Genomic DNA, 18,943 nt, shown 5'->3' with positions numbered 1-18,943 from the left:
GGCTCTAGCCCTGCTTGGGCGCCGTCGGCGCGAGAGTGCCGCGCAGGGTGAATGAGTGGCCCGCCGGGTCCGAGAAACCGCGTTCCTCGTGCGGGCCCGCCGGGTCCTTCGCCTCCACGGGGCGCCCGCCGAGCCCCACGATCACGCGCTCCGCCTCGTCCAGGTCGGCGACCACGAAGTCCAGGTGGACCTGGAGGGAGTTCTCGGGGCGGGGCCAGCTCGGCGGGGTGGCGTTGACGTCCCGGCGGAACGCCATGCGGAAATCGCCCGGCCCGTGGATCTCGATCCGGTTCGCGGTCGCCTCGCTCTCCTCCGCGCCCAGCAGCCCCTTGTAGAACTCGGCGAGCTTCTCGGGCTCGGCGCAGTCGAGCACCACGACGCCCGCGTTGACCAGTGCCATGTCTCCTCCGAAGGATTCCGGGCGCGGGGCGTTCGTGCCCCGCGTCCCGTACCTTGCGGATATCCCGGTCCGGCCGGATCAGTCGGCCGGCAGCCACCGGCCGTCGCGCATCAGGTCGCGTCCCTCCAACTCGTTGGCCTCGCGCCAGGCTTGGACACGCTGCGGGCGGACGCGGAAGTACAGGTACGGCGTGGCGAGTTCCCGCGGGTCGAAGCCGGTCTTGGCGGCGAACAACTCGGCGTCCTGCTCGGGCAGTTCCTCGGGGGTCACGGGCTCGACGGTGCCTTCGACCATCACCACGTCGCGGGTCGGCCCGATGCCGACGCGCGCCCTGCGGCTCGCGGCCAGGTTGCGGCCGGTGGGGCTGGCGGCGGGCGTGGAGAACAGCAGGCAGGAGCCGTTCCAGAGGAAGGAGAGGGGGACGAGGTACGGCATGCCCGAGGTGCCGTCGGCCGTGGCCACCCAGGCGTCCTCGTCGTGGTCCAGACGGTGCAGGGTGTCGCGCCTGCGCTGCTCGGCGCTGCGGGCCGGTGGCGGGGTCATGCGGGGCCTCCTGATGCGACGTCACGATCGGCTGGTCCCCGATCGTGCCACGGCGTCCCGGCAGTAACGAAGATCACGACGGGGCGTCGTGTAGATCATTCCGGGTCGGGGCAGCCTCGTATCGCTTCTCGGTTCAACTTTCGGACCGTGAAGTCCAGTTCGAGTGTGCGGGCGGTCCGGTGGCCGCCCGCTCGCAGGGCGGGGGGACTCTGCGTTCCGTCTCCCGAAAGGAAGCACATGTCTCAGGACGTCCGGTTCGACCTCCCCTTCGACACCCCGGTCAGCCCGCATCTGGCCCCCGCCCGCGACCTTCATCTGCGCTGGGTGCGCGAGCGGGGGCTGGTGCGGAGCCGGGCCGGTTTCGAGGAGTACGAGTCCTGGGACCTGGCCGGGGCGGCGGCCCGGACGTACCCGTACGCGTCGGCGGACGACATGGTCGTCCTGATGAACTGGTTCTCCCTGGCCTTCCTCTTCGACGACCAGTTCGACGCGGGCCGTCCGGACCGAGCGGAGCGCATAGCGGAGGTGGCGCGTGAGCTCATCGCCACACCGCTTCGCCCGGCGGGCACCGCGCCGCGCGTGGAGTGCCCCATCACCCTGGCCTGGGCGGAGGTCTGGAACCACCTTTCGGATGGCATGTCCCTGACGTGGAAATCGCGGTTCGCCGCCTCCTGGGGACGGTTCCTGGTGGCGCACTGCGAGGAGGTCGACCTGGCGGCCCGCGGGCTGGCCGGGACGCTCGGCCTCGCCGACTACACCGCCTTCCGGCGCCGCACGGTCGGCATCCACCACAGCATCGACGCCGGCGAGCGCAGCCGCGGCTTCGAGGTGCCGGCCGCGGCGATGGCGCACCCGCTGATGGAACGGCTGCGGGACCTGGCCGCGGACACCATCGGCTTCATGAACGACATCCACTCCTTCGAGCGCGAGCGGCGCCGCGGGGACGGCCACAACCTCATCGCCGTCCTGCACCGGGAGCGGGGCTGCTCCTGGCAGGAGGCGGCCGACGAGGCGTACCGCATGACGACCGCCTGCCTCGACGAGTACGTGGCCCTGGAGGCCCGGGTGCCCGGGATGTGCGACGAACTGGGGCTGGACGCGCGGGAGCGGGCCCGGGTGGCGATGGGCGTCGAGGCCATCCAGCACTGGATCAACGGCAACTACGAGTGGGCGCTGACCACCGGCCGGTACGCGGCGGCCAAGGAGGGCCCGGTGGCCACGGCCGAACTGGCCGGGCGGGGCTCGGTGGACGACCTGCTGACGGTGTGAGGCGGGCGCGCCGCCCGGCCGGAGGTCCGGCCGGGCGGCGGGGTCCGGCCGGGGGACGGGGTCCGGCCGGGGGACGGGGTCCCACGGCCACCGCCCGGTGGCGCGGTCAGACGGCGAACTCGACCGGCAGACTGTCCAACCGCGACTCCCAGGTGGAGGCGGTGGAGGTGAGCTCGGCCGGCGGCACGGCCAGGCGCAGCCCGGGCAGACGGTGCAGCAGGACGTCGACGGCCGTCTCGATGATGGCCTGGCCGATGTTCTGCCCCGGGCACTCGTGGGGGCCCGCGCTGAAGGCGAGGTGCGAGGCGTTGCCCTGGACCGAGACGGCGGAGTCGGGGCGGATCTCCGGGTCGTGGTTGCCCGCCGCGAGTCCCAGGATCAGCAGGTCGCCCTCCTTGACCGGGCAGCCGCCGAGTTCCAGGTCGGCGGTGGCGAACCGGCCGGGCAGCACGGCGAGCGGCGGGGAGTTCCACATCACCTCCTCCACGACCGAGGACATGTTCAGCTGCCCGCTCACCAGGCCGGACAGCCAGGTGGTGTCGCTGAGGACGAGCTGGAGCGCCCGCGCCAGCAGGTTGCTGGTCGTGGTGTGGGCGGTGATCAGCACCAGGCGCAGGTGGTTGACGATCTCGTCCTCGTCCAGGCCGGCGTGGTGCTCGATGAGGCCGGAGGCGAAGTCGGACCCGGGCTCCGCGCGCTTGCGCTCGGCGAGTTCACCGAGGATGCCCATGATGTGCTCGTTGTGCGTGAGGGCGTCCGCGCCGCCCTTGATCACCTGGTTGCTGGACTCGGCGAGGCTGCGCCCCTCCCGCTCGGCGAGCCCGAAGACGCGGGTGAGGACCAGCATCGGCAGGTACTCGGCGAAGTCGGCCACCAGGTCGGCGCGGCCCGCGTCGGCGAACGCGTCGATCTGCTTGTTGGCGAAGTGCGTGGCATGGCGGCGGATGCCCCGGCCGGCGACGGCGTACAGGTTGTCCGTGACGGCGGTGCGCAGCCTGCGGTGCGGTTCGCCGTCCTGGGAGACGCAGTCGGGGCGCCAGCCCACCATCTGCATCAGCGGGGACGCCGCCTCGATGCGGCCCTCCCGGAAGTCCCGCCAGATCCGTGAGTCCCGGCTGAACTGGAGGGGGTTGTCCAGCACCCGCCGGTTCTCCCGGTAGCCGAGCACCAGCCAGGCGGGGACGTCGCCCTCCAGCAGCACCGGCGCGACGGAGCCGTGCTCCCTGCGCAGGCGGGCGTAGATCCGGTGCGGGTCGGTCGCCGCGTCGGGGCCGTAGAGCCGGGTGACGCCCTCGCCGTGGGCGACGGGGCAGCCGCCGCCGGTGGCGCCGGGCGGGGTCTGGTCGTCGGTCATCGGGGCTCCAGGGCTGCGGCCGAGCGGTCCTTCAGGTGCCGTATCAGGGTGACGAGCACGTCGCGGCTGGCGGTGCGGTCGCGGGCGTCGAAGGTCACGACGGGGGTGTGCGGGGGGATGTCGAGGGCGTCGCGGATCTCCTCGACCGGGTAGTCCCGGGAGTCGGGGAAGACGTTGAGGGCGATGACGAAGGGGACCTTCTGCCGCTCCATCTCCTCGATCGCCCGGAAGCTGGAGGCCAGCCGCCGCGTGTCGACCAGGACGACCGCCCCTAGCGCACCCTTGAACAGTCCGTTCCACAGGAACCAGAACCGCTCCTGGCCCGGGGTGCCGAACAGGTACAGCATCAGCGTGTCGTTGAGGCTGATCTTGCCGAAGTCCAGGCTGACGGTGGTCTGCGTCTTGTCGGCGACGCCGATGAGGTGGTCGACGTCGGCGCTGGCCTGGGTGAGGGTCTCCTCGGTGGTCAGCGGCTTGATGTCGCTGACGGAGCGGACCATGGTGGTCTTGCCCGTGCCGAAGCCGCCGGCGATCATCACCTTCACCGAGCGGGTGTCCCCCTCCCCCGGCGTCGGTGACCCCGGTCGGTCAAAGCCTTTCAAGTCCACTGAGTACCTCCTCAAGGAGCGCGAGGTCGGGCCCGCGGCCGGCGTCGTGCGCCGGGATGGGATCACGGGCTTCGACGCGGCCCGCCTGGAGCAGGTCGGACAGCAGCACCGCGAGAATGTTGAACGGCAGGTGAAGGTGGGCGCCGAGCTCGGCCACCGACAGCGGTTCGCGGCAGCGCCGGAGTATCTCCTCGTGCTCGTGCTGCATGCCCGGTAAGGGGGCGGCCCGGGAGACGACGAGGGTCGCCACGTCGAGGGTCGACGCCGAACCGCCCGGCCCGCTGCGCCCGCCGGTGAGGACGTAGTAGCGCTCGAGGCCGGACGGATCGGTCGGTCGGCGGGGAGCACTCATCCAGAGTGCTCCTCCTGGCGCGGAGTGGTGCCGAGGAGTTCACCCATCCGGCGGGCCAGGTCGCGCATCTGATGGCCGAGCAGGCCCTGGTCGAGGCCTTCACGGGCGAGCACGCCGAGATACGTCTCCAGGCCCGCCCGGACCACGAAGAGGTGCCCGCCGTCCACTTCGATCATCGCGAGGCGGAGTTGCCCCGCGTGCTGCGGGAACTGCTCGGCGACCGGCTGGGCCAGCGCCTGCAGTCCGGCCACCACGGCGGCGAAACGGTCCACGTCGTCGGGGTCTTCGGCGCCGTAGGAGGTGATGGCCTTACCGTCGCTGGAGGCCACAAGCGCGAAGCGGATCTCCTGGATGCTCTCCACAAGGTCGCGGAGCGCCCAGCTCACGTCGGTTCCCTGGTGCGTCATGGGGACTAGTCGCTCTCTTCAGTGCGGTACTCGGTGGACGCGCCACCGGCGGTCGTGTCACGGGCGTCGGCGGCCCCGGTCGGCGGTGCGGCGCCGGTCGCCGGTGCGGCCTCGGTCGCCGGGCCGGCGTCGCGCCCGGCGGTGGCGAAGGCCGCGAGGCCGGCGAAGGACGCGTCCGGCGGAACGGCGGACCGCTCGTCCGGGCCGGGCCGGCCGCCGTACGCGGCGGAGCCGGGAGCCGGTGACGGCACAGGGGGGTGCGCCCCGGCGGGGGTCGGCTCGCCGCGCCTGCTCCGGCGCCGGGGCAGGCCGCCCGGGGTGGTTTCCACGGTGTCGCCTCCGGTCGGGGCCGGGGCGCCGACCGGTCCGGGAGCCGGGGCCGCGGCGGCGGGAGCTTCGGGGGCGGCCGGCCGGACCTCGCCGGTGACGGCGGTGGCCGGCGGAGCCTGGGGTGCGGCGGTGGCGGCCGCCGGCAGCGGGCTGAAGTATTTGTGGGGTACAACGACAACGACAGATGTACCCAGCCACGGCGAGTCGGCGAAGGTGACCCGGATGCCGTAGCGCCGGGCGAGGGCGCCGACGACGCGGAGGCCGATGTTGGCGTCCTCCGAGATGCCGCCGAGCCCCGGGCCGGGCGAGGTGCCCGCGAGGGCGTGTTCGGCCTCGCGCTTCTTCTCCTCGCTCAGGCCCTTGCCGGAGTCCTGGATCTCGATGCCGACGCCGTTGGGCACCTCCTTGCCGGAGACGACCACCGGCTCGGTGGGCGGCGAGTAGCGCGCGGCGTTGTCCAGCAGGTGCGCGAAGATCAGCGTGAGGTGGTCCACCAGACCGCCGTCGACCCCGAGTTCGGGCAGATGGTGCAGCTGGACGCGGTGGAAGTCCTTGATCCGGCCGATGCCGCCGCGCATCACGCTCAGCAGGCGCTGCGGCTCCTGCCACTGCCGGCCGGGCCGGTCGGAGCCGCCGAGCACGCCGATGCTGGCGGCGAGACAGTCCGCGGGACCGATGGCCTGGTCGAGTTCCATCAGCCCCCGGGCGACGGCCGGCAGGCGCCCGTGCTCGCCCTGCATCTCGTGCAGGCGGCCACGGAGTTTGCTGGTCAGGACGTGGATGCGGTTGCCCACGCCGATGACCGCCTGCTCGGCGGAGGTGGACCGGTCGAACTCCGCCTCCACACCGATCAGCGCGGCCCTGAGGACCTTGCGCAGCTCGGCCTGGAGGTCGGCGCCGACCTTCGCGCACTGCTCGACGGTGGGCAGGATGTCGTCGATGGCGTCGCCGGCCCGCAGCCTGCGCATCGCCTCGGGCAGCTGCTCGTCGGCGAGCCGGGCCACCGCGGAGAGCTGGTGGTCCAGCCGCTCCTGCCAAGCCTCGGTCTGCTCGGCGAGGCGGGTTTCGTACGCGGTGACCTGCTCGGCCAGCCGGCCCTCGGCGGTCCGGGAGTGCTCCGCCAGCTGCGCCTCGTACGTCTGCGCCTGCTCGGTGAGCTGCGCCTCCAGGGCGGCACGCTCGGCGGAGAACTTCCGCTCGAGGCCGGCCACGTGCTGCTGCCACTGCTGGGAGTGCTCGGCCTGCGCCGCGCGGTGCGCGTCCTCGGTCCGGCGCAGCTGCGCCCGGGTGCGCAGGAGCAGGCGTACGCACAGGGTGCCGGCCGCCGTCGCCGCCACACCGGCGACGGCCGCGGTTATTCGCTCCGAGCTCATGAACGTGGCGGCTACCGTCCCGCCTCCCAGGCCCAGCGGCATCAGCCACCAGCTGTACCAGGCGACAGGGGCCCGCGCCGCCGGTGGCGGAGTGGCGAGTTCCATCTGCATCCTTCGAACAAAACGATCGAACACGGGGGGGTGTGCAAGGGGGACCGCACTCATGAGTACGCACCGTGAGCCGACCCGTCGCGATCGCGTCAACTCGCAGCGCCGATCGGGAGCTTATCGGTTGTGAAGCCGAAAAGATCAAATTCCCGGTCCGGCGGAAGTGAGGATTCCGTCACGCTCCGCCAGGGGTCGTCAGGTCGACAAATTCCTTTGCCTCGCAGGCAAGTTGGGCGGCGGAAGCAGGGCGGACGACCGGTTGGCGGACGAGCGCCCGGGGCGGCGGACACGGGGTGCGGCAGCGGCCGGAGTGTGCGAATGGCGACGACCGGGTGAGGCCGCTCGCCCGACGGACGGGTGAGGCCCCTCTCCTCCGGATGCCCGACGCTCCGGGGAATGACACGATCTCGTCGGAGGTTGCAGACCGTGCCGTAGGAGCCCCTCTCGATCTGCGAGGTTCTTGATGAACACCATGCGCGCCATCAGCCAGGACGCCCTCGGCGGCCCCGAGGTCCTGAAGGAGGTGCGCCAGGACCGCCCCGAGCCGCGCCCGAACGAGGTGCTGGTGCGGGTGCGGGCCGCCGGCGTCAACCCGACCGACTGGAAGCACCGGGCGAACGGCGGCTTCCTGGGCGAGCCTCCGTTCGTCCTGGGATGGGACGTGTCGGGCGTGGTGGAGGCGGTCGGGATCGGGGTCGCCGCCTTCCGGCCGGGCGACGAGGTCTTCGGCATGCTGTCCTATCCGTTCGGCCACGGGTCGCACGCGGAGTACGTCGCCGCCCCCGCGCGCACCTTCACGCACAAGCCGGCCGGGATCGACCACGTCCAGGCCGGCGCCCTGCCGCTGGTCTCGCTGACGGCGTGGCAGGCGCTGGTGGAGCGGGCCGACGTCCGGCCGGGACAGCGGGTGCTGATCCACGCGGCGGCCGGAGGTGTGGGCCACGTGGCCGTGCAGATCGCCAAGGCCCGCGGCGCCCATGTGATCGGCACCGCCAGCGCCGGCAAGCACGAGTTCCTGCGCTCCCTCGGCGTGGACGAGCCCCTGGACTACCGGGAGACGGACTTCGCCGAGGCCGTGAAGGACGTCGACGTGGTCCTGGACACGATCGGCGGCGACACGTCGCTGCGTTCGCTGCGCGTGCTGCGCCCGGGCGGAGTGGTGGTGTCGATCCTGCCGGTCGGTTCGGACGAGTTCTACGAGGAGGCCGAGCGGCTCGGCGTGCGCGCGGTGCGGATGCTGGTCGACGCCGACCGGGCCGACATGCGGGAGATCGCCGGCCTGGTGGAGTCCGGGAAGCTGCGGGCGACGGTGGAGCGGACGTTCCCGCTCGCCGACGCGGCCGAGGCGCACGCGCTGGGCGAGACGGGCCGCACCACGGGCAAGCTCGTGCTCGTCGTGGACTGATCCGCGCGCGGGGCGACCGCACGACCGCACGAGCCGGGACGTAACCGGTCGACCGGTTGCCCCGGTGTGAGATTTCGATGACATATGTCAATCGAACATGCTCAAACTCGCTCGATCGGGGTAACTTCCCGAGCGGAACTGACGGTTGAGACCCGGAAGGCTGGAGGCGAGGTCGTCGTGCGGCAGGAACCCGCGTCGCCCACCCGGCACCTGCGTGTGCTCCACGACCGGGGACACACCGTGCTGGAGTTCCTGGGAGAGATCGACATCGCATCCGCCGCGGAGATCGTCCCGCACCTGGACCGGGAGACGGGCCGCCCCGGCGCCCTGGTGGTGCTGGACCTGGGCGGCATCGAGTTCTTCGACTGCTCCGGGCTGCGGCTGCTGTACCGGGCCCGGCGCCGGGTGCTCGCCGGGGGCGGGGAGGTGCACCTGGTGTGCGCCCACCCGCTGACCCTGCGCATGCTGCGGGTCACCGGCCTGGCGGAGGTGCTGCCGCCGCGGCCGACCCTGGACGAGGTGTTCGGCGTCAGCCGGCCGGCGGGGCGTCGAACAGGGCACTGACCGACTCCCCGTTGTGGATGCGGCGCACGGCCTCGGCCAGCGCCGGGGCGATGGAGAGGATCCGCAGCTTCTCCGTGTGGTCGTCCACCGGCACCGGGACGGTGTTGGTGCACACGATCTCCAGCACGTCCGGCTGCGCGCTGAGCCGCCCCAGCGCGCCGTCCGCGAACAGTCCGTGCGTGCAGGCCAGGCGGATCGTGCGCGGACCCGCCTCCCTCAGCCGGTCGAGCAGCTCCAGCACGGTGCTGCCCTTCGCGATCTCGTCGTCGAGCACGATGACGTCCCGGCCGGCGACGTCCCCGATCACGGCGCTGATGCTCACCCGGTCGTCGGCGAACCGCTGCTTGGCGCCGGCCGCGACCTGGGCGCCGAGCATCCGGGCGAACGCGGCGGCCTCCTTGGCGTTGCCCAGGTCCGGCGAGACGACCGTGGTACGGGAGAGGTCGTACTGCCGGAAGTGCGCGGCCAGCTCCCGCAGCGCGTGCAGGTGGTCGACCGGGACCGAGAAGAAGCCGTGCACCTGCGGCGCGTGCAGGGTCATGGCGAGGACCCGGCTCGCGCCCGCCGCCACCAGCAGATCCGCCACCAGACGCCCGCCGAGCGAGATGCGCGGCGCGTCCTTCTTGTCGGAGCGGGCGTAGGAGTAGTGCGGCATGACGACGGTGATGCGCCCGGCCGACGCCCCGCGGGCCGCGTCGCACATCAGCAGCAGCTCCACCAGGTGCTCCTGGACCGGCTTGACCAGGGGCTGGATCAGGAAGACGTCCCGCTCCCGGCAGTTGGCCCGCAGCTGCACCTCCAGGCAGTCGTTGGCGAACCGGCTGACCCGGGTGGGGCTGAGCGGCACGCCCAGATGTGCGCAGACCTCCTCGGACAGCTCGGGGTGGGCACTACCGCTGAACACGGCGATGTCTCGCACGGACCGCTCCTCGCGTGATCCTGTCCGGCCGGGAGCCTCAGCTTACGGAAATCCGGTTGCGGCGAACCCGGGGGGCGGCGCCATGATGGCGCCGTCCGTGTTCCCTCAGGTCAGGATCCCTCGCATGCGCCGACTCCTCGGAAACCCCCAGTGCCCCTTCCGGCCCACGGTTTACGAGGACTCCACCCCGCATGCAGATCCCGCGCGACTCGCACACCCCGCACACCCTGAACATCGGCATCCTGGCCCACGTCGACGCCGGTAAGACCAGCCTCACCGAGCGGCTGCTGTTCGACCACGGCGCCGTCGACCGGCTCGGCAGCGTCGACGCCGGCGACACCCGTACGGACGACGGCGCGATCGAGCGCCGCCGCGGCATCACCGTCCGCTCCGCCGTCGCCGCCTTCACCGTCGGCGACACCCAGGTCAACCTGATCGACACGCCCGGGCACTCCGACTTCGTCGCCGAGGTCGAACGTGCCTTGGAGGTCCTCGACGGCGCGGTGCTGCTGCTCTCCGCCGTGGAGGGCGTACAGGCGCGCACCCGGGTGCTGATGCGCACCCTCAGGCGACTGCGGCTGCCCACGCTGGTCTTCGTCAACAAGATCGACCGGGCCGGCGCACGCACGGACGACCTGCTCGGCGACATCCGGCGCCTGCTGACCCCGCACGTCGCGCCGCTCACCCGGGTCACGGGCGCGGGCACCGCGCACGCCCGGGTCACCCGCCGCCCGCCGGACGAGCGGACCGCCGAGGCGCTCGCCGAGGTCGACCCGGACATCCTTGCCGCACTGGTGGACGGCCCCGCGCCGACCGCCGGTGACCTGGCCGCCGCGCTCGCCGCCCGCACCGCCGACGGATCGTTCCACCCGCTGTACCACGGCTCCGCACTCGGCGGTCAGGGCGTCGCCGAGCTGGTCGAGGACCTGGTCCGGCTGGTCCCGGCCGCCCCGCCCCCGGCGGACGGCTCCGCGGCTCCCCGGGGCACGGTGTTCGCCGTGCGCCCCGGCCCCGGCGGCGAACGGACGGCGTACCTGCGGCTGTACGACGGGGAGGTGCGCCCGCGTCAGCGGCTGACGTTCCTGCGGCGGGAGTCCGACGGCCGGACCACCGAACTCCCCGGCCGGGTGACGCGCCTGGACGTGGTCGGCGGGGCGGGCACGCTCACCGCCGGGAACATCGCGGCCCTCGGCGTCCCCGGCGGTCTGCGCGTCGGCGACCGGCTCGGCGACCTGACCGACCGCGCACCGCAGTTCGCCCCACCGACGCTGCAGACCCTGGTCCGGGCCCGGCACCCGGAGCAGGCGGCCCCGCTGCGCTCCGCCCTGCTCAGGCTGGCCGACCAGGACCCGCTGCTGCACGCCCGCCCGGAGGCGTCCGGCGCCACCGCCCTGCTCCTGTACGGCGAGGTCCAGATGGAGGTGCTCGCGGCGACGCTGGCCGAGGACTTCGGCATCGAGGCGGAGTTCGCGCCGGGCCGCGTGCGGTTCCTGGAGCGTCCGGCCGGGGTCGGCGAGGCGGTGGAGGAGATGCCCTGGCTCGACCGCACCCGGTACTGGGCGACGATCGGGCTGCGCGTGGAACCGGGGCCGCGCGGCTCGGGCGGCGTGTTCAGCTACGAGACGGAGCTGGGTGCGCTTCCCCGCGCCTTCCACCAGGCGGTCGAGGAGACCGTGCACGCCACCTTGCTGACCGGTCTGAACGGCGCCGCGGTCACGGACTACCGGGTCACGCTGACCCGTTCGGGTTTCAGCTCGCCGGTCAGCACGGCCGCCGACTTCCGCGGACTGACCCCGATCGTGCTGCGCCGGGCCCTGCGGCGGGCGGGGACCCGTCTCTACGAGCCGTACCACTCCTTCGAGGCGGAAGTCCCGGCGGACGCGCTGGCGCCGGTGACGGCCCAGCTGGCCGCGCTGGGCGCCGACTTCACCGGCACGACGGGCGGCGCCCCCGGCTGGCTGATCACCGGTGAGCTGCCGGCCCGGCGGGTGCGGGAGGCCGAGCTGCGCCTGCCGGGGCTGACCCGCGGGGAGGCGGCCTGGTCGTCCCGTCCGTCGGCGGACCGGCCGCTGAAGCCGTCCCACTGAGCGGCCGAACGCGCCCCCGCGCCCCCCCCCCCCCGTCCGCCTCGCCGGGCGCCAACTTCGCTGTCTGGCAAGGGAGATGGGGGGCATCCGGAAACCAGGAAGGAGGGCCGCCGCCATGACGACTCCCGTCAGGAAGCTCCCCCGGCGCCTGCCCGGCTGGGCGAAGGCGCTGAGTGCGTTCTTGCTGGTCCTGGTCGTGCTGTTCGCGGGATTCCGGCTGAGCCTCGTACCGGGGCTGAAGGACGCGTTCGGCAGCGAGACCCACGACCGCTCGGGCCCCGCACTGCTGGAGTCCGTCCAGGACATCAGCCGCTACGAGGCCGCCTCCGGCAACTTCCAGGTCGTCGTGGACCTGGAGAAGGACGCGAGGTTCCTGCCGGACGCGGTCCGGGGCACCCGCACCCTGTACGTCGGCGCGGGCACCGTCGACGCCTACGTCGACCTCGGGAAGGTGGGCGAGGACGACGTGACGGTCGACGGCGACCGAACCGCGGCCACGCTCCGGCTGCCGCACGCCGCGCTCGGCGAGCCGGCCCTCGACCCCGAGCGCTCCTACGCCGTGTCCAAGCAGCGCGGGCTCCTCGACCGCCTCGGCGACCTGTTCTCGGACAATCCGAACGGCGAACAGGCCGTGCAGAAGCTCGCGGCCCGGCACATCGCCGACGCCGCGAAGGACAGCGAGCTGAAGGCGCGCGCGGAGAGCAACACCACGGCGATGCTCAAGGGCCTGCTGCACTCCCTCGGCTTCGAGAAGGTACGGGTGACCTACGGGTCCTGAGGGGCGGGAACCACCCCGCATCCCCGCCGTGTCCGCGGGTAACCGCCTCACCACACGGGGAAGTCGACGACTGGAGGACCGAATGGCTCGTGCCGCCTCAGGGCCGCGTTCTTTGCTGCGCCCCCGTGCCGCCAAGGCCGAGGACGCCGACCGGCGCGAACGGCGCCCGCTCGCCCTCCCGTTGCGCCTGCTGGTGACGGTGTGCGCGTTCGTCTTCATGGTGGCGTTCGCGGTGGTGCTGGCGCGGCTGACGCTGCACCCCTCCCCCGCCTCCGAGGCGCTGACCCACACCAACATGCGTCCCGGCAGCTCGCTGCGGGCCTACCTGGACCAGCCGGCGCTGCGGGACGCCGTGAAGCAGATCGGCGGCAACCTGCTGCTGGGCGTACCGTTCGGCGTACTGGTTCCGCTCGTGGCCCCGCGTACGCGGGGGCTGCTGAGGGTGATGCTGCTGACGGCCGTGGTGATGCTGCTGGTGGAGTTCGCGCAGGGTGCCCTGGTCACCGGGCGGGCCTTCGACATCGACGACGTCATCCTCAACACCACGGGAGCGCTGGCCGGTTACCTGCTCCTGGGCCGGCGGATGAGCCGCGCGGTGCACGCGCGCCGGCCCCGCGACTGAGCGGGCGAAAGATGGTCCGTACCAAGGTATTGACCACCCCTCACCTCACCCCTTAAACCAAGAGGCGGCACCCTTACCCCCCACCTCGGTCGGCGCACCCGTCCCCGGGACGCCGTACGGAAGGGAGAGCCGTGGTCCGTCCACGCCTGCTCCGCAGATGCCTCCTCGCCGCCGCCCTCTCCGCCGGGCTGGCCGCCTCCCTCGTCACCGGCCCCGCCCGGGCGGAACCCGGGGCCGCCGACGCCGCGGCCGCCGCGGTGACGTTCTCCGACACCTTCGACGGACCGGCCGGCGCGGCCGTCGACTCCTCGAAGTGGCAGATCGAGACCGGCGACAACGTCAACAACCACGAGCGGCAGTACTACACCTCCGGCAACAAGAACGCGGCGCTGGACGGCCAGGGGCACCTGGTCATCACCGCGCGCAAGGAGAATCCGGCGAACTACCAGTGCTGGTACGGAACCTGCCAGTACACCTCCGCCCGGCTCAACACGTCCGGGAAGTTCACGGCGCAGTACGGGCACGTCGAGGCCCGGATGAAGGTGCCGCGCGGGCAGGGCATGTGGCCCGCGTTCTGGATGCTCGGCACCCCGGTGAACTGGCCGGACTCCGGCGAGATCGACATCATGGAGAACGTCGGTTTCGAACCCTCCACCGTGCACGGCACCATCCACGGTCCCGGCTACTCCGGCTCGGGCGGCATCGGCGCCGGCTACACCCTGCCGAACGGCCAGGCCTTCGCGGACGACTTCCACACCTTCGCCGTCGACTGGGCACCCGACTCGATCACCTGGTCGGTGGACGGCAACGTCTACCAGCGGCGCACCCCGGCCGACCTGGGCGGGAAGCAGTGGGTGTTCAACAAGCCGTACTTCCTGATCCTCAACCTCGCGGTCGGCGGCTACTGGCCCGGCGACCCGGACGCCTCGACGGTCTTCCCGCAGACGCTGGTGGTGGACCACGTCTCGGTGACGACGGGCGACTCGGGAACGGGCGGCCCCATCCGCGGCCTGGCCGGCAAGTGCGTGGACGTCGCCGCGGCGAACTCCGCCAACGGCACCCCCGTACAGCTCTACGACTGCAACGGCACCGCGGCCCAGCGGTGGACGGTGGGTTCCGACGGCACGATCCGGGCGCTGGGCAAGTGCCTGGACGTCGACGCCGGCGGCACGGCGGACGGCACGGTCGTGCAGCTGTGGGACTGCAACGGCAGCGCGGCGCAGCAGTGGGTCGTCACCGGGGCGCGCGACATCGTCAATCCGCAGGCCGACAAGTGCCTCGACGCCACCGGCAACAGTTCGGCCAACGGCACCCGGCTGCAGATCTGGACCTGCACGGGCGCCGCCAACCAGAAGTGGACGGTCGGCTGAGACCCTGGACCGGCGTCAGTGCAGCGTCCAGGTGAACTTGTCCCCGCCCACCCAGCGGACCACGTCCGGGTCGTCCAGGTCGTGGACCGTGATGCCGAAGGCGGCGGCGGCCTCCAGTACGTCGGTGACCGCCCTGGCCTCGCCGACCACCTGGCCGTCGATCTCCACGATCCGGAACGGCGGAGTGCCCGGCTGCACCCGGAGCACGAGAATCCGCGGACTGCCGATGTGCGGGGTGTCGATTTCGGTCATGCATCGAGGGTAGGACGCGACCCGCGGTAGTGGCTGGGCGAGCGGACCACCGGGCGGAACGGACCTTCAGGGACGACGCCAGTCGTCGCCCCTCAGATGGGATCCGGCCATCGGGCCCATCCGGAGCATGCCGCCGTCCACGCTCCAGGACGCGCCCGTGACGTACGAGGCGTCGGGGCCGGCGAGGAAGGCGATCACCGCGGCCACCTCACGGGCGTCGCCGGGCCGGCCCAGAGGCACGCCGGGGCGGCGCTCGGTGTGCGGGTCGGTGTCCTCCTGACCGGTCATGGGCGTGGCGATCTCGCCGGGCGCGACCGCGTTGACGGTGATGCCGTGCTCGGCCAGCTCGATCGCCATGACCTGGGTGAGCAGGCCGAGGCCGCCCTTGGCCGCGCAGTACGGGGCAGCGCCCACCCGGGGCTGGTGCTCGTGGACGGAGGTCACGTTGACGATCCGTCCGCCCCCGCCCTGTTCGATCATGCGCCGGGCCGCCTTCTGCCCGCACAGGAACGGGCCGGCGAGGTCCACGTCGAGGACGCGCCGCAGATCGTCCAGTCCCAGGTCGAGGAAGGGAGTCGCGGTGCCCGTGCCGGCGTTGTTGACCAGCACGTCGACGCGGCCGAGCCGCTCGCACAGCCCGTCGACGGTGTCCGCGGCCTCGGGCAGCCGGGTCAGGTCCACCCGGGCGGTCTCGGCCCGGCGGCCCAGCGCGCGGACCTCTTCGGCGGTCCCTTCGGCGCCCTCCTCGTCGGTGTGCCAGGTGATGCCGACGTCCATCCCCGCCTCGGCCAGGCGTACGGCGGTGGCGCGGCCGATGCCGGAGTCGGCACCGGTGATGACGGCCACTTCGGCGTCGGACGGGCTGGGACTGGACATGACGGCCTCCTCTTAGGCACTCCTCGGCTCCGCGCCCCGCGTCACGGCCCGTCGGCGGCCGGCGGCGGCGCGGAGCGTCGCAGTACCCGGGAGCGGCACGGACAAACCGCCCGGTCCGTGGTGCGGTCCCGGGGGTGCTGGGGAACCCTGGACGTGCCGGAGGAGGAGGTGGCGATGGAGCCCGTCGAGGCGCTGGAGCGCATCGCGTTCCTTCTGGAGCGGTCCCAGGCGCCGACGTACCGCGTCCGGGCCTTCCGTACCGCGGCCCGGGTGCTCGGTGAACTGCCGGCCGCCGAGCTGCGCGAGCGGGCCGGCTCGCTGGAATCGCTCAAGGGCGTCGGACCCAAGACGGCGCAGGTGGCGCGCGAGGCGCTGGCCGGACAGGTGCCCGGATACCTGGAGAAGCTGGAGGGCGAGGCGGACACGCCGCTCGCCGAGGGCGGTGAACGGCTGCGGGAGCTGCTGCGCGGCGACTGCCACCTCCACTCCGACTGGTCCGACGGCGGCAGCCCGATCGAGGAGATGGGCCGGGCCGCGGCGGCGCTCGGGCACGAGTGGGCGGCGCTGACCGACCACTCGCCGCGGCTCACGGTGGCGCGCGGTCTGTCGCCCGAGCGGCTGCGCGAGCAGCTGGACGTGGTGGCGCAGCTCAACGAGACCTGGGCGCCGTTCCGGCTGCTGACCGGCATCGAGTGCGACATCCTCGACGACGGCTCGCTGGACCAGGAGCCGGAGCTGCTGGAGCGGCTGGACGTCGTCGTGGTGTCGGTCCACTCCAAGCTGCGGATGGACGCCGGCGCGATGACCCGCCGCATGGTGCGGGCCGTACGCGATCCGCACGCGGACGTCCTGGGGCACTGCACCGGGCGGCTGCTGACCGGCCGGGGGCGGCCGGAGTCGCAGTTCGACGCCGACGAGGTGTTCGCCGCCTGCGCGGAGTCCGGCACGGCCGTGGAGATCAACAGCCGGCCCGAGCGGCTCGACCCGCCGCGCCGGCTGCTGCGCCGGGCCGTGGACGCCGGGGTGCTGTTCTCCGTCGACACCGACGCCCACGCGCCCGGCCAGCTGGACTGGCAGATCCACGGGTGCGCGCGGGCCGAGGAGTGCGGGGTGCCTGCGGAGCGGGTGGTCACCACCTGGCCGCTGGACGACCTGCTCGCCTGGACCGGTCAGGGCCGCATTCCGGCCGGAGTGGCGGGCCGCTGACGTGGTACACGCAGGTCGAGCCACGGATCAGGAAGGGAACGGTGCATGGAACGGGCAGCCGTGTTCGACGTCGACGGGACCCTCGTCGACACCAATCACCTGCATGTGACGACCTGGTGGGAGGCGTTCCGGCAGGCGGGTCACCGGGTGCCGATGCACGCCGTCCACCGGGCCGTGGGACTGGCCTCGACCGACCTCATCGGGCACCTGCTGGGCGAGGACCGGGACACGGACCAGGACGCACGGCTCAGCGCCGCGCACAAGGCGCTGTACGGGCAGTACTTCGACCGCCTGCCGGCGCTGCCGGACGCCGGGGAACTGCTGCGCCGCCTGGCCGGCGAGGGCTGGAAGGTGGTCCTCGCGACTTCGGCGGGCGGCGCGGAGCTGAGTGCGCTGCGGCGGGCGATCGACGCGGACGACGCCATCCACGCGACCGCTAGCGCCGACGACGTGGCGGCCGGGAAGCCTGCACCCGAGCCGGTGGAGCACGCCCTGGAGCTGGCCGGGGTGCCGGCCGAGCGGGCCGTGTTCGTCGGCGACACCGTCTGGGACATGCGCGCGGGCAGCCGGGCCGGGGTGCGCTGCGTGGGTGTGCTGTGCGGCGGGCTGCCCCGCGCCGACCTGGAGGAGGCCGGCGCGGACGCGGTCTACGCCGACCCGGCCGACCTGCTGGCCTCGCTGAAGGAGAGCCCGTTCGCATGAGTCACCGTGTCGTAACCCGCTCCGGGGCGCGCGGGCCGGTCGAGCGGATGCCCGGCGCATGACCGCGGTGACGCGTACGGTCCGCGAGGTGTTCCGGGGGCGGCGGCCACTGGCCGCGGTGTGGTGGGAGGCCTGTGCCGTCGGGCGCGCGGTCCGGGCCGCCTGGCGGGGGCCCGGACGGGAACGCGACCTCGTCGTGCAGTCCCTGAAGGCCGCCGGCGCCGCGCTGATCGCCTGGGCCGTGGCGGGCGTCTGGCTGGACGATCCGATGGCGCTGATGGCGCCCTGGGTGGCGCTGGTCCTGGTACAGGCCACGGTCTACAGCTCGGTGCGGCAGGCAGGGCAGCAGTTCACCGCGATCTGCGCCGGGGCCCTGATGGCGTCGGCGGCGCAGGCCATCACGGACGACACCACGGGGGCGCTGGCGCTGTCCCTGCCGGTGCTGATGCTGATCTCGAACTGGTCCCGCTTCGGCGGACAGGGCATCTACACGGCCACCACCGCGGTGTTCGTGCTGGCCTCCGGCACGGCCGTCTCGGCGTCGGCGGTCGGCCACCGGGTGGGGCAGGCGGCGCTGGGCGCGGTGATCGGCGTCGCGGTCAACGCCTTCGTGCTGCCGCCGATCCACCTGCGCGACGTACGGGAGAACCTCGCGGGGCTGGCCCGGGAGGCGGGCGACGTCCTGCACACCGTGGCGGCCGGCCTGCCGGAGTCCGAGTGGGACGCGCAGACCGCGGCCGGCTGGTCGAACGACGCCGCGCGGCTTCAGCGGCGGCTGAAGGCCCTGGAGTCGGCCCGGTCCTGGAGCCAGGAGAGCCTGCGCCTGACCTCCGGTCCGCTGCGTGCCCTGCGCCGTGTGCCCACCGCCGACGTCCCGCCCGAGGAGGAGGACCAGCGCTGGAGCCGGGTCACCGGGAACATCTCCGCGCTGATCCGGACGCTCGCCGTGGCCGCCGACGAGAACCGGACACCGGCCCCGCCGCAGGGCCCGGTGCTGGACCTGTACGCACGCCTGCTCCGGCTGATCGGCGACTCCTGCCGTGCGGAGGCCGACCGCCTGCTGGGCGAGGCCACCGACCCCCGGCCCGAGGAGGCGACGGAGGCGACCATGGAGGAACTGCACCGGCGGCTTCAGGAGGGCCTGCGCGAACAGGCCGGGCAGGGGGCGGCGCGGACGGCGGTACTGGGCACGCTGCTGCTCCAGGCCGAGAACCTGTGGGCCGAGGTCGTTCCCGAGCCCAGTCGCGACAACCCACCCCGTGGCGCCGGCACACCATCGCAGTGACACACATCACCCCAAAACGCGACAGACGGTGGAACACCGGAAGACCCTCCCCCGTTGAAGAGGGCGTGGGTACGGATGGGACAGTGTCCCCGGGCCTCACCTATCGCCCACAGGGAAGATCGTTCGGCTGAAG

The 18,943-nt window shown here is 73.1% G+C and carries 20 protein-coding genes; 10 read left to right on the top strand and 10 right to left on the bottom strand.

Annotated features, from left to right (window positions below; translation table 11 throughout):
• Positions 1–4: 4 nt before the first annotated feature.
• Together ACLIN4_RS31805 and ACLIN4_RS31800 are read right to left on the bottom strand one after the other, a co-directional pair.
• The gene (locus tag ACLIN4_RS31805) at positions 5–400 is read right to left on the bottom strand and encodes a VOC family protein (protein WP_107479070.1); all 396 of its coding nucleotides are present in this window, start codon (positions 398–400) and stop codon (positions 5–7) included.
• A 78-nt stretch (positions 401–478) separates the two neighbouring features.
• Positions 479–943: a pyridoxamine 5'-phosphate oxidase family protein gene (locus ACLIN4_RS31800; RefSeq protein WP_290011964.1), complete on the bottom strand. Its 465-nt coding sequence runs from the start codon at positions 941–943 to the stop codon at positions 479–481.
• A gap of 237 nt (positions 944–1,180) precedes the next feature.
• Here ACLIN4_RS31800 and ACLIN4_RS31795 point away from each other — a divergent pair, with 237 nt between their 5' ends.
• Positions 1,181–2,212 (top strand): 7-epi-alpha-eudesmol synthase, encoded by a 1,032-nt coding sequence (locus ACLIN4_RS31795; protein WP_289909139.1) that lies wholly within the window; start codon positions 1,181–1,183, stop codon positions 2,210–2,212.
• 106 nt (positions 2,213–2,318) lie between these two features.
• On the opposite strand, the gene ACLIN4_RS31790 is transcribed toward ACLIN4_RS31795, so the two are convergent.
• Genes ACLIN4_RS31790 through ACLIN4_RS31770 form a run of 5 tightly spaced genes read right to left on the bottom strand, consistent with a single transcriptional unit; the run spans position 2,319 to position 6,741 of the window.
• Positions 2,319–3,566 carry a cytochrome P450 gene (locus tag ACLIN4_RS31790; RefSeq protein ID WP_107480521.1) on the bottom strand — a complete coding sequence of 416 codons (1,248 nt, stop codon included), beginning with the start codon at positions 3,564–3,566 and terminating at the stop codon, positions 2,319–2,321.
• A complete protein-coding gene (locus ACLIN4_RS31785) occupies positions 3,563–4,174 on the bottom strand; it encodes a GTP-binding protein (protein WP_043384372.1) in 612 nt (203 codons plus the stop codon). The genes ACLIN4_RS31790 and ACLIN4_RS31785 overlap by 4 nt, the downstream gene beginning before the upstream one ends.
• Positions 4,155–4,526, bottom strand: coding sequence for a DUF742 domain-containing protein (locus tag ACLIN4_RS31780; protein ID WP_043384375.1), 372 nt, complete (start codon positions 4,524–4,526; stop codon positions 4,155–4,157). The genes ACLIN4_RS31785 and ACLIN4_RS31780 overlap by 20 nt, the downstream gene beginning before the upstream one ends.
• On the bottom strand, positions 4,523–4,933 hold the full coding sequence (locus ACLIN4_RS31775; protein ID WP_019327713.1) for a roadblock/LC7 domain-containing protein: 411 nt from the start codon (positions 4,931–4,933) through the stop codon (positions 4,523–4,525). The genes ACLIN4_RS31780 and ACLIN4_RS31775 overlap by 4 nt, the downstream gene beginning before the upstream one ends.
• A gap of 5 nt (positions 4,934–4,938) precedes the next feature.
• On the bottom strand, positions 4,939–6,741 hold the full coding sequence (locus tag ACLIN4_RS31770; RefSeq protein WP_289909141.1) for an ATP-binding protein: 1,803 nt from the start codon (positions 6,739–6,741) through the stop codon (positions 4,939–4,941).
• Positions 6,742–7,207: 466 nt separating this feature from the next.
• On the opposite strand from ACLIN4_RS31770, the gene ACLIN4_RS31765 reads away from it, so the two are divergent.
• Entirely contained in the window at positions 7,208–8,149 is a 942-nt protein-coding gene (locus ACLIN4_RS31765) for an NADP-dependent oxidoreductase (protein ID WP_100045797.1), read from the top strand.
• 177 nt (positions 8,150–8,326) lie between these two features.
• Positions 8,327–8,713, top strand: coding sequence for an anti-sigma factor antagonist (locus tag ACLIN4_RS31760; protein WP_179342570.1), 387 nt, complete (start codon positions 8,327–8,329; stop codon positions 8,711–8,713).
• On the opposite strand, the gene ACLIN4_RS31755 is transcribed toward ACLIN4_RS31760, so the two are convergent.
• Positions 8,679–9,632: a ribose-phosphate diphosphokinase gene (locus ACLIN4_RS31755; RefSeq protein WP_100045795.1), complete on the bottom strand. Its 954-nt coding sequence runs from the start codon at positions 9,630–9,632 to the stop codon at positions 8,679–8,681. The genes ACLIN4_RS31760 and ACLIN4_RS31755 overlap by 35 nt on opposite strands.
• A gap of 191 nt (positions 9,633–9,823) precedes the next feature.
• Here ACLIN4_RS31755 and otr(A) point away from each other — a divergent pair, with 191 nt between their 5' ends.
• The 4 genes from otr(A) (at position 9,824) to ACLIN4_RS31735 (ending at position 14,489) form a co-directional block, all read left to right on the top strand.
• Entirely contained in the window at positions 9,824–11,719 is a 1,896-nt protein-coding gene (otr(A), locus tag ACLIN4_RS31750) for a tetracycline resistance ribosomal protection protein Otr(A) (RefSeq protein ID WP_411576474.1), read from the top strand.
• Positions 11,720–11,834: 115 nt separating this feature from the next.
• Positions 11,835–12,497: a DUF4230 domain-containing protein gene (locus ACLIN4_RS31745; protein WP_107478755.1), complete on the top strand. Its 663-nt coding sequence runs from the start codon at positions 11,835–11,837 to the stop codon at positions 12,495–12,497.
• Between the two features lie 82 nt (positions 12,498–12,579).
• Entirely contained in the window at positions 12,580–13,119 is a 540-nt protein-coding gene (locus tag ACLIN4_RS31740) for a VanZ family protein (protein WP_107478754.1), read from the top strand.
• A gap of 131 nt (positions 13,120–13,250) precedes the next feature.
• Positions 13,251–14,489 carry a glycoside hydrolase family 16 protein gene (locus tag ACLIN4_RS31735; protein ID WP_107478753.1) on the top strand — a complete coding sequence of 413 codons (1,239 nt, stop codon included), beginning with the start codon at positions 13,251–13,253 and terminating at the stop codon, positions 14,487–14,489.
• 15 nt (positions 14,490–14,504) lie between these two features.
• On the opposite strand, the gene ACLIN4_RS31730 is transcribed toward ACLIN4_RS31735, so the two are convergent.
• The gene (locus tag ACLIN4_RS31730; protein ID WP_043384393.1) at positions 14,505–14,741 is read right to left on the bottom strand and encodes a hypothetical protein; all 237 of its coding nucleotides are present in this window, start codon (positions 14,739–14,741) and stop codon (positions 14,505–14,507) included.
• Positions 14,742–14,807: 66 nt separating this feature from the next.
• The gene (locus ACLIN4_RS31725; protein WP_107478752.1) at positions 14,808–15,617 is read right to left on the bottom strand and encodes an SDR family oxidoreductase; all 810 of its coding nucleotides are present in this window, start codon (positions 15,615–15,617) and stop codon (positions 14,808–14,810) included.
• Positions 15,618–15,791: 174 nt separating this feature from the next.
• Between ACLIN4_RS31725 and ACLIN4_RS31720 the strand changes: the two genes are divergently transcribed.
• Genes ACLIN4_RS31720 through ACLIN4_RS31710 form a run of 3 tightly spaced genes read left to right on the top strand, consistent with a single transcriptional unit; the run spans position 15,792 to position 18,810 of the window.
• Positions 15,792–16,823 (top strand): PHP domain-containing protein, encoded by a 1,032-nt coding sequence (locus ACLIN4_RS31720; protein ID WP_107478759.1) that lies wholly within the window; start codon positions 15,792–15,794, stop codon positions 16,821–16,823.
• Positions 16,824–16,868: 45 nt separating this feature from the next.
• Positions 16,869–17,525 (top strand): HAD family hydrolase, encoded by a 657-nt coding sequence (locus tag ACLIN4_RS31715; RefSeq protein ID WP_107478751.1) that lies wholly within the window; start codon positions 16,869–16,871, stop codon positions 17,523–17,525.
• Between the two features lie 58 nt (positions 17,526–17,583).
• A complete protein-coding gene (locus ACLIN4_RS31710) occupies positions 17,584–18,810 on the top strand; it encodes an FUSC family protein (RefSeq protein ID WP_382052614.1) in 1,227 nt (408 codons plus the stop codon).
• Positions 18,811–18,943 lie beyond the last annotated feature (133 nt).

Origin of the sequence: Streptomyces mutabilis, assembly GCF_046628145.1 — a bacterium.
Classification (GTDB): Bacteria; Actinomycetota; Actinomycetes; order Streptomycetales; family Streptomycetaceae; genus Streptomyces; species Streptomyces mutabilis.
The sequence above is the reverse complement of the archived record's forward strand: the minus strand, read 5'-3'. Positions and strand labels throughout refer to the sequence as shown.

Coding starts and splice junctions, on each gene's coding strand:
- ACLIN4_RS31805 (WP_107479070.1), bottom strand. CDS start 400: ATGGCACTGGTCAACGCGGGCGTCGTGGTGCTCGACTGCGCCGAGCCC.
- ACLIN4_RS31800 (WP_290011964.1), bottom strand. CDS start 943: ATGACCCCGCCACCGGCCCGCAGCGCCGAGCAGCGCAGGCGCGACACC.
- ACLIN4_RS31795 (WP_289909139.1), top strand. CDS start 1,181: ATGTCTCAGGACGTCCGGTTCGACCTCCCCTTCGACACCCCGGTCAGC.
- ACLIN4_RS31790 (WP_107480521.1), bottom strand. CDS start 3,566: ATGACCGACGACCAGACCCCGCCCGGCGCCACCGGCGGCGGCTGCCCC.
- ACLIN4_RS31780 (WP_043384375.1), bottom strand. CDS start 4,526: ATGAGTGCTCCCCGCCGACCGACCGATCCGTCCGGCCTCGAGCGCTAC.
- ACLIN4_RS31775 (WP_019327713.1), bottom strand. CDS start 4,933: ATGACGCACCAGGGAACCGACGTGAGCTGGGCGCTCCGCGACCTTGTG.
- ACLIN4_RS31770 (WP_289909141.1), bottom strand. CDS start 6,741: ATGGAACTCGCCACTCCGCCACCGGCGGCGCGGGCCCCTGTCGCCTGG.
- ACLIN4_RS31765 (WP_100045797.1), top strand. CDS start 7,208: ATGAACACCATGCGCGCCATCAGCCAGGACGCCCTCGGCGGCCCCGAG.
- ACLIN4_RS31745 (WP_107478755.1), top strand. CDS start 11,835: ATGACGACTCCCGTCAGGAAGCTCCCCCGGCGCCTGCCCGGCTGGGCG.
- ACLIN4_RS31740 (WP_107478754.1), top strand. CDS start 12,580: ATGGCTCGTGCCGCCTCAGGGCCGCGTTCTTTGCTGCGCCCCCGTGCC.
- ACLIN4_RS31730 (WP_043384393.1), bottom strand. CDS start 14,741: ATGACCGAAATCGACACCCCGCACATCGGCAGTCCGCGGATTCTCGTG.
- ACLIN4_RS31725 (WP_107478752.1), bottom strand. CDS start 15,617: ATGTCCAGTCCCAGCCCGTCCGACGCCGAAGTGGCCGTCATCACCGGT.
- ACLIN4_RS31720 (WP_107478759.1), top strand. CDS start 15,792: ATGGAGCCCGTCGAGGCGCTGGAGCGCATCGCGTTCCTTCTGGAGCGG.
- ACLIN4_RS31715 (WP_107478751.1), top strand. CDS start 16,869: ATGGAACGGGCAGCCGTGTTCGACGTCGACGGGACCCTCGTCGACACC.
- ACLIN4_RS31710 (WP_382052614.1), top strand. CDS start 17,584: ATGACCGCGGTGACGCGTACGGTCCGCGAGGTGTTCCGGGGGCGGCGG.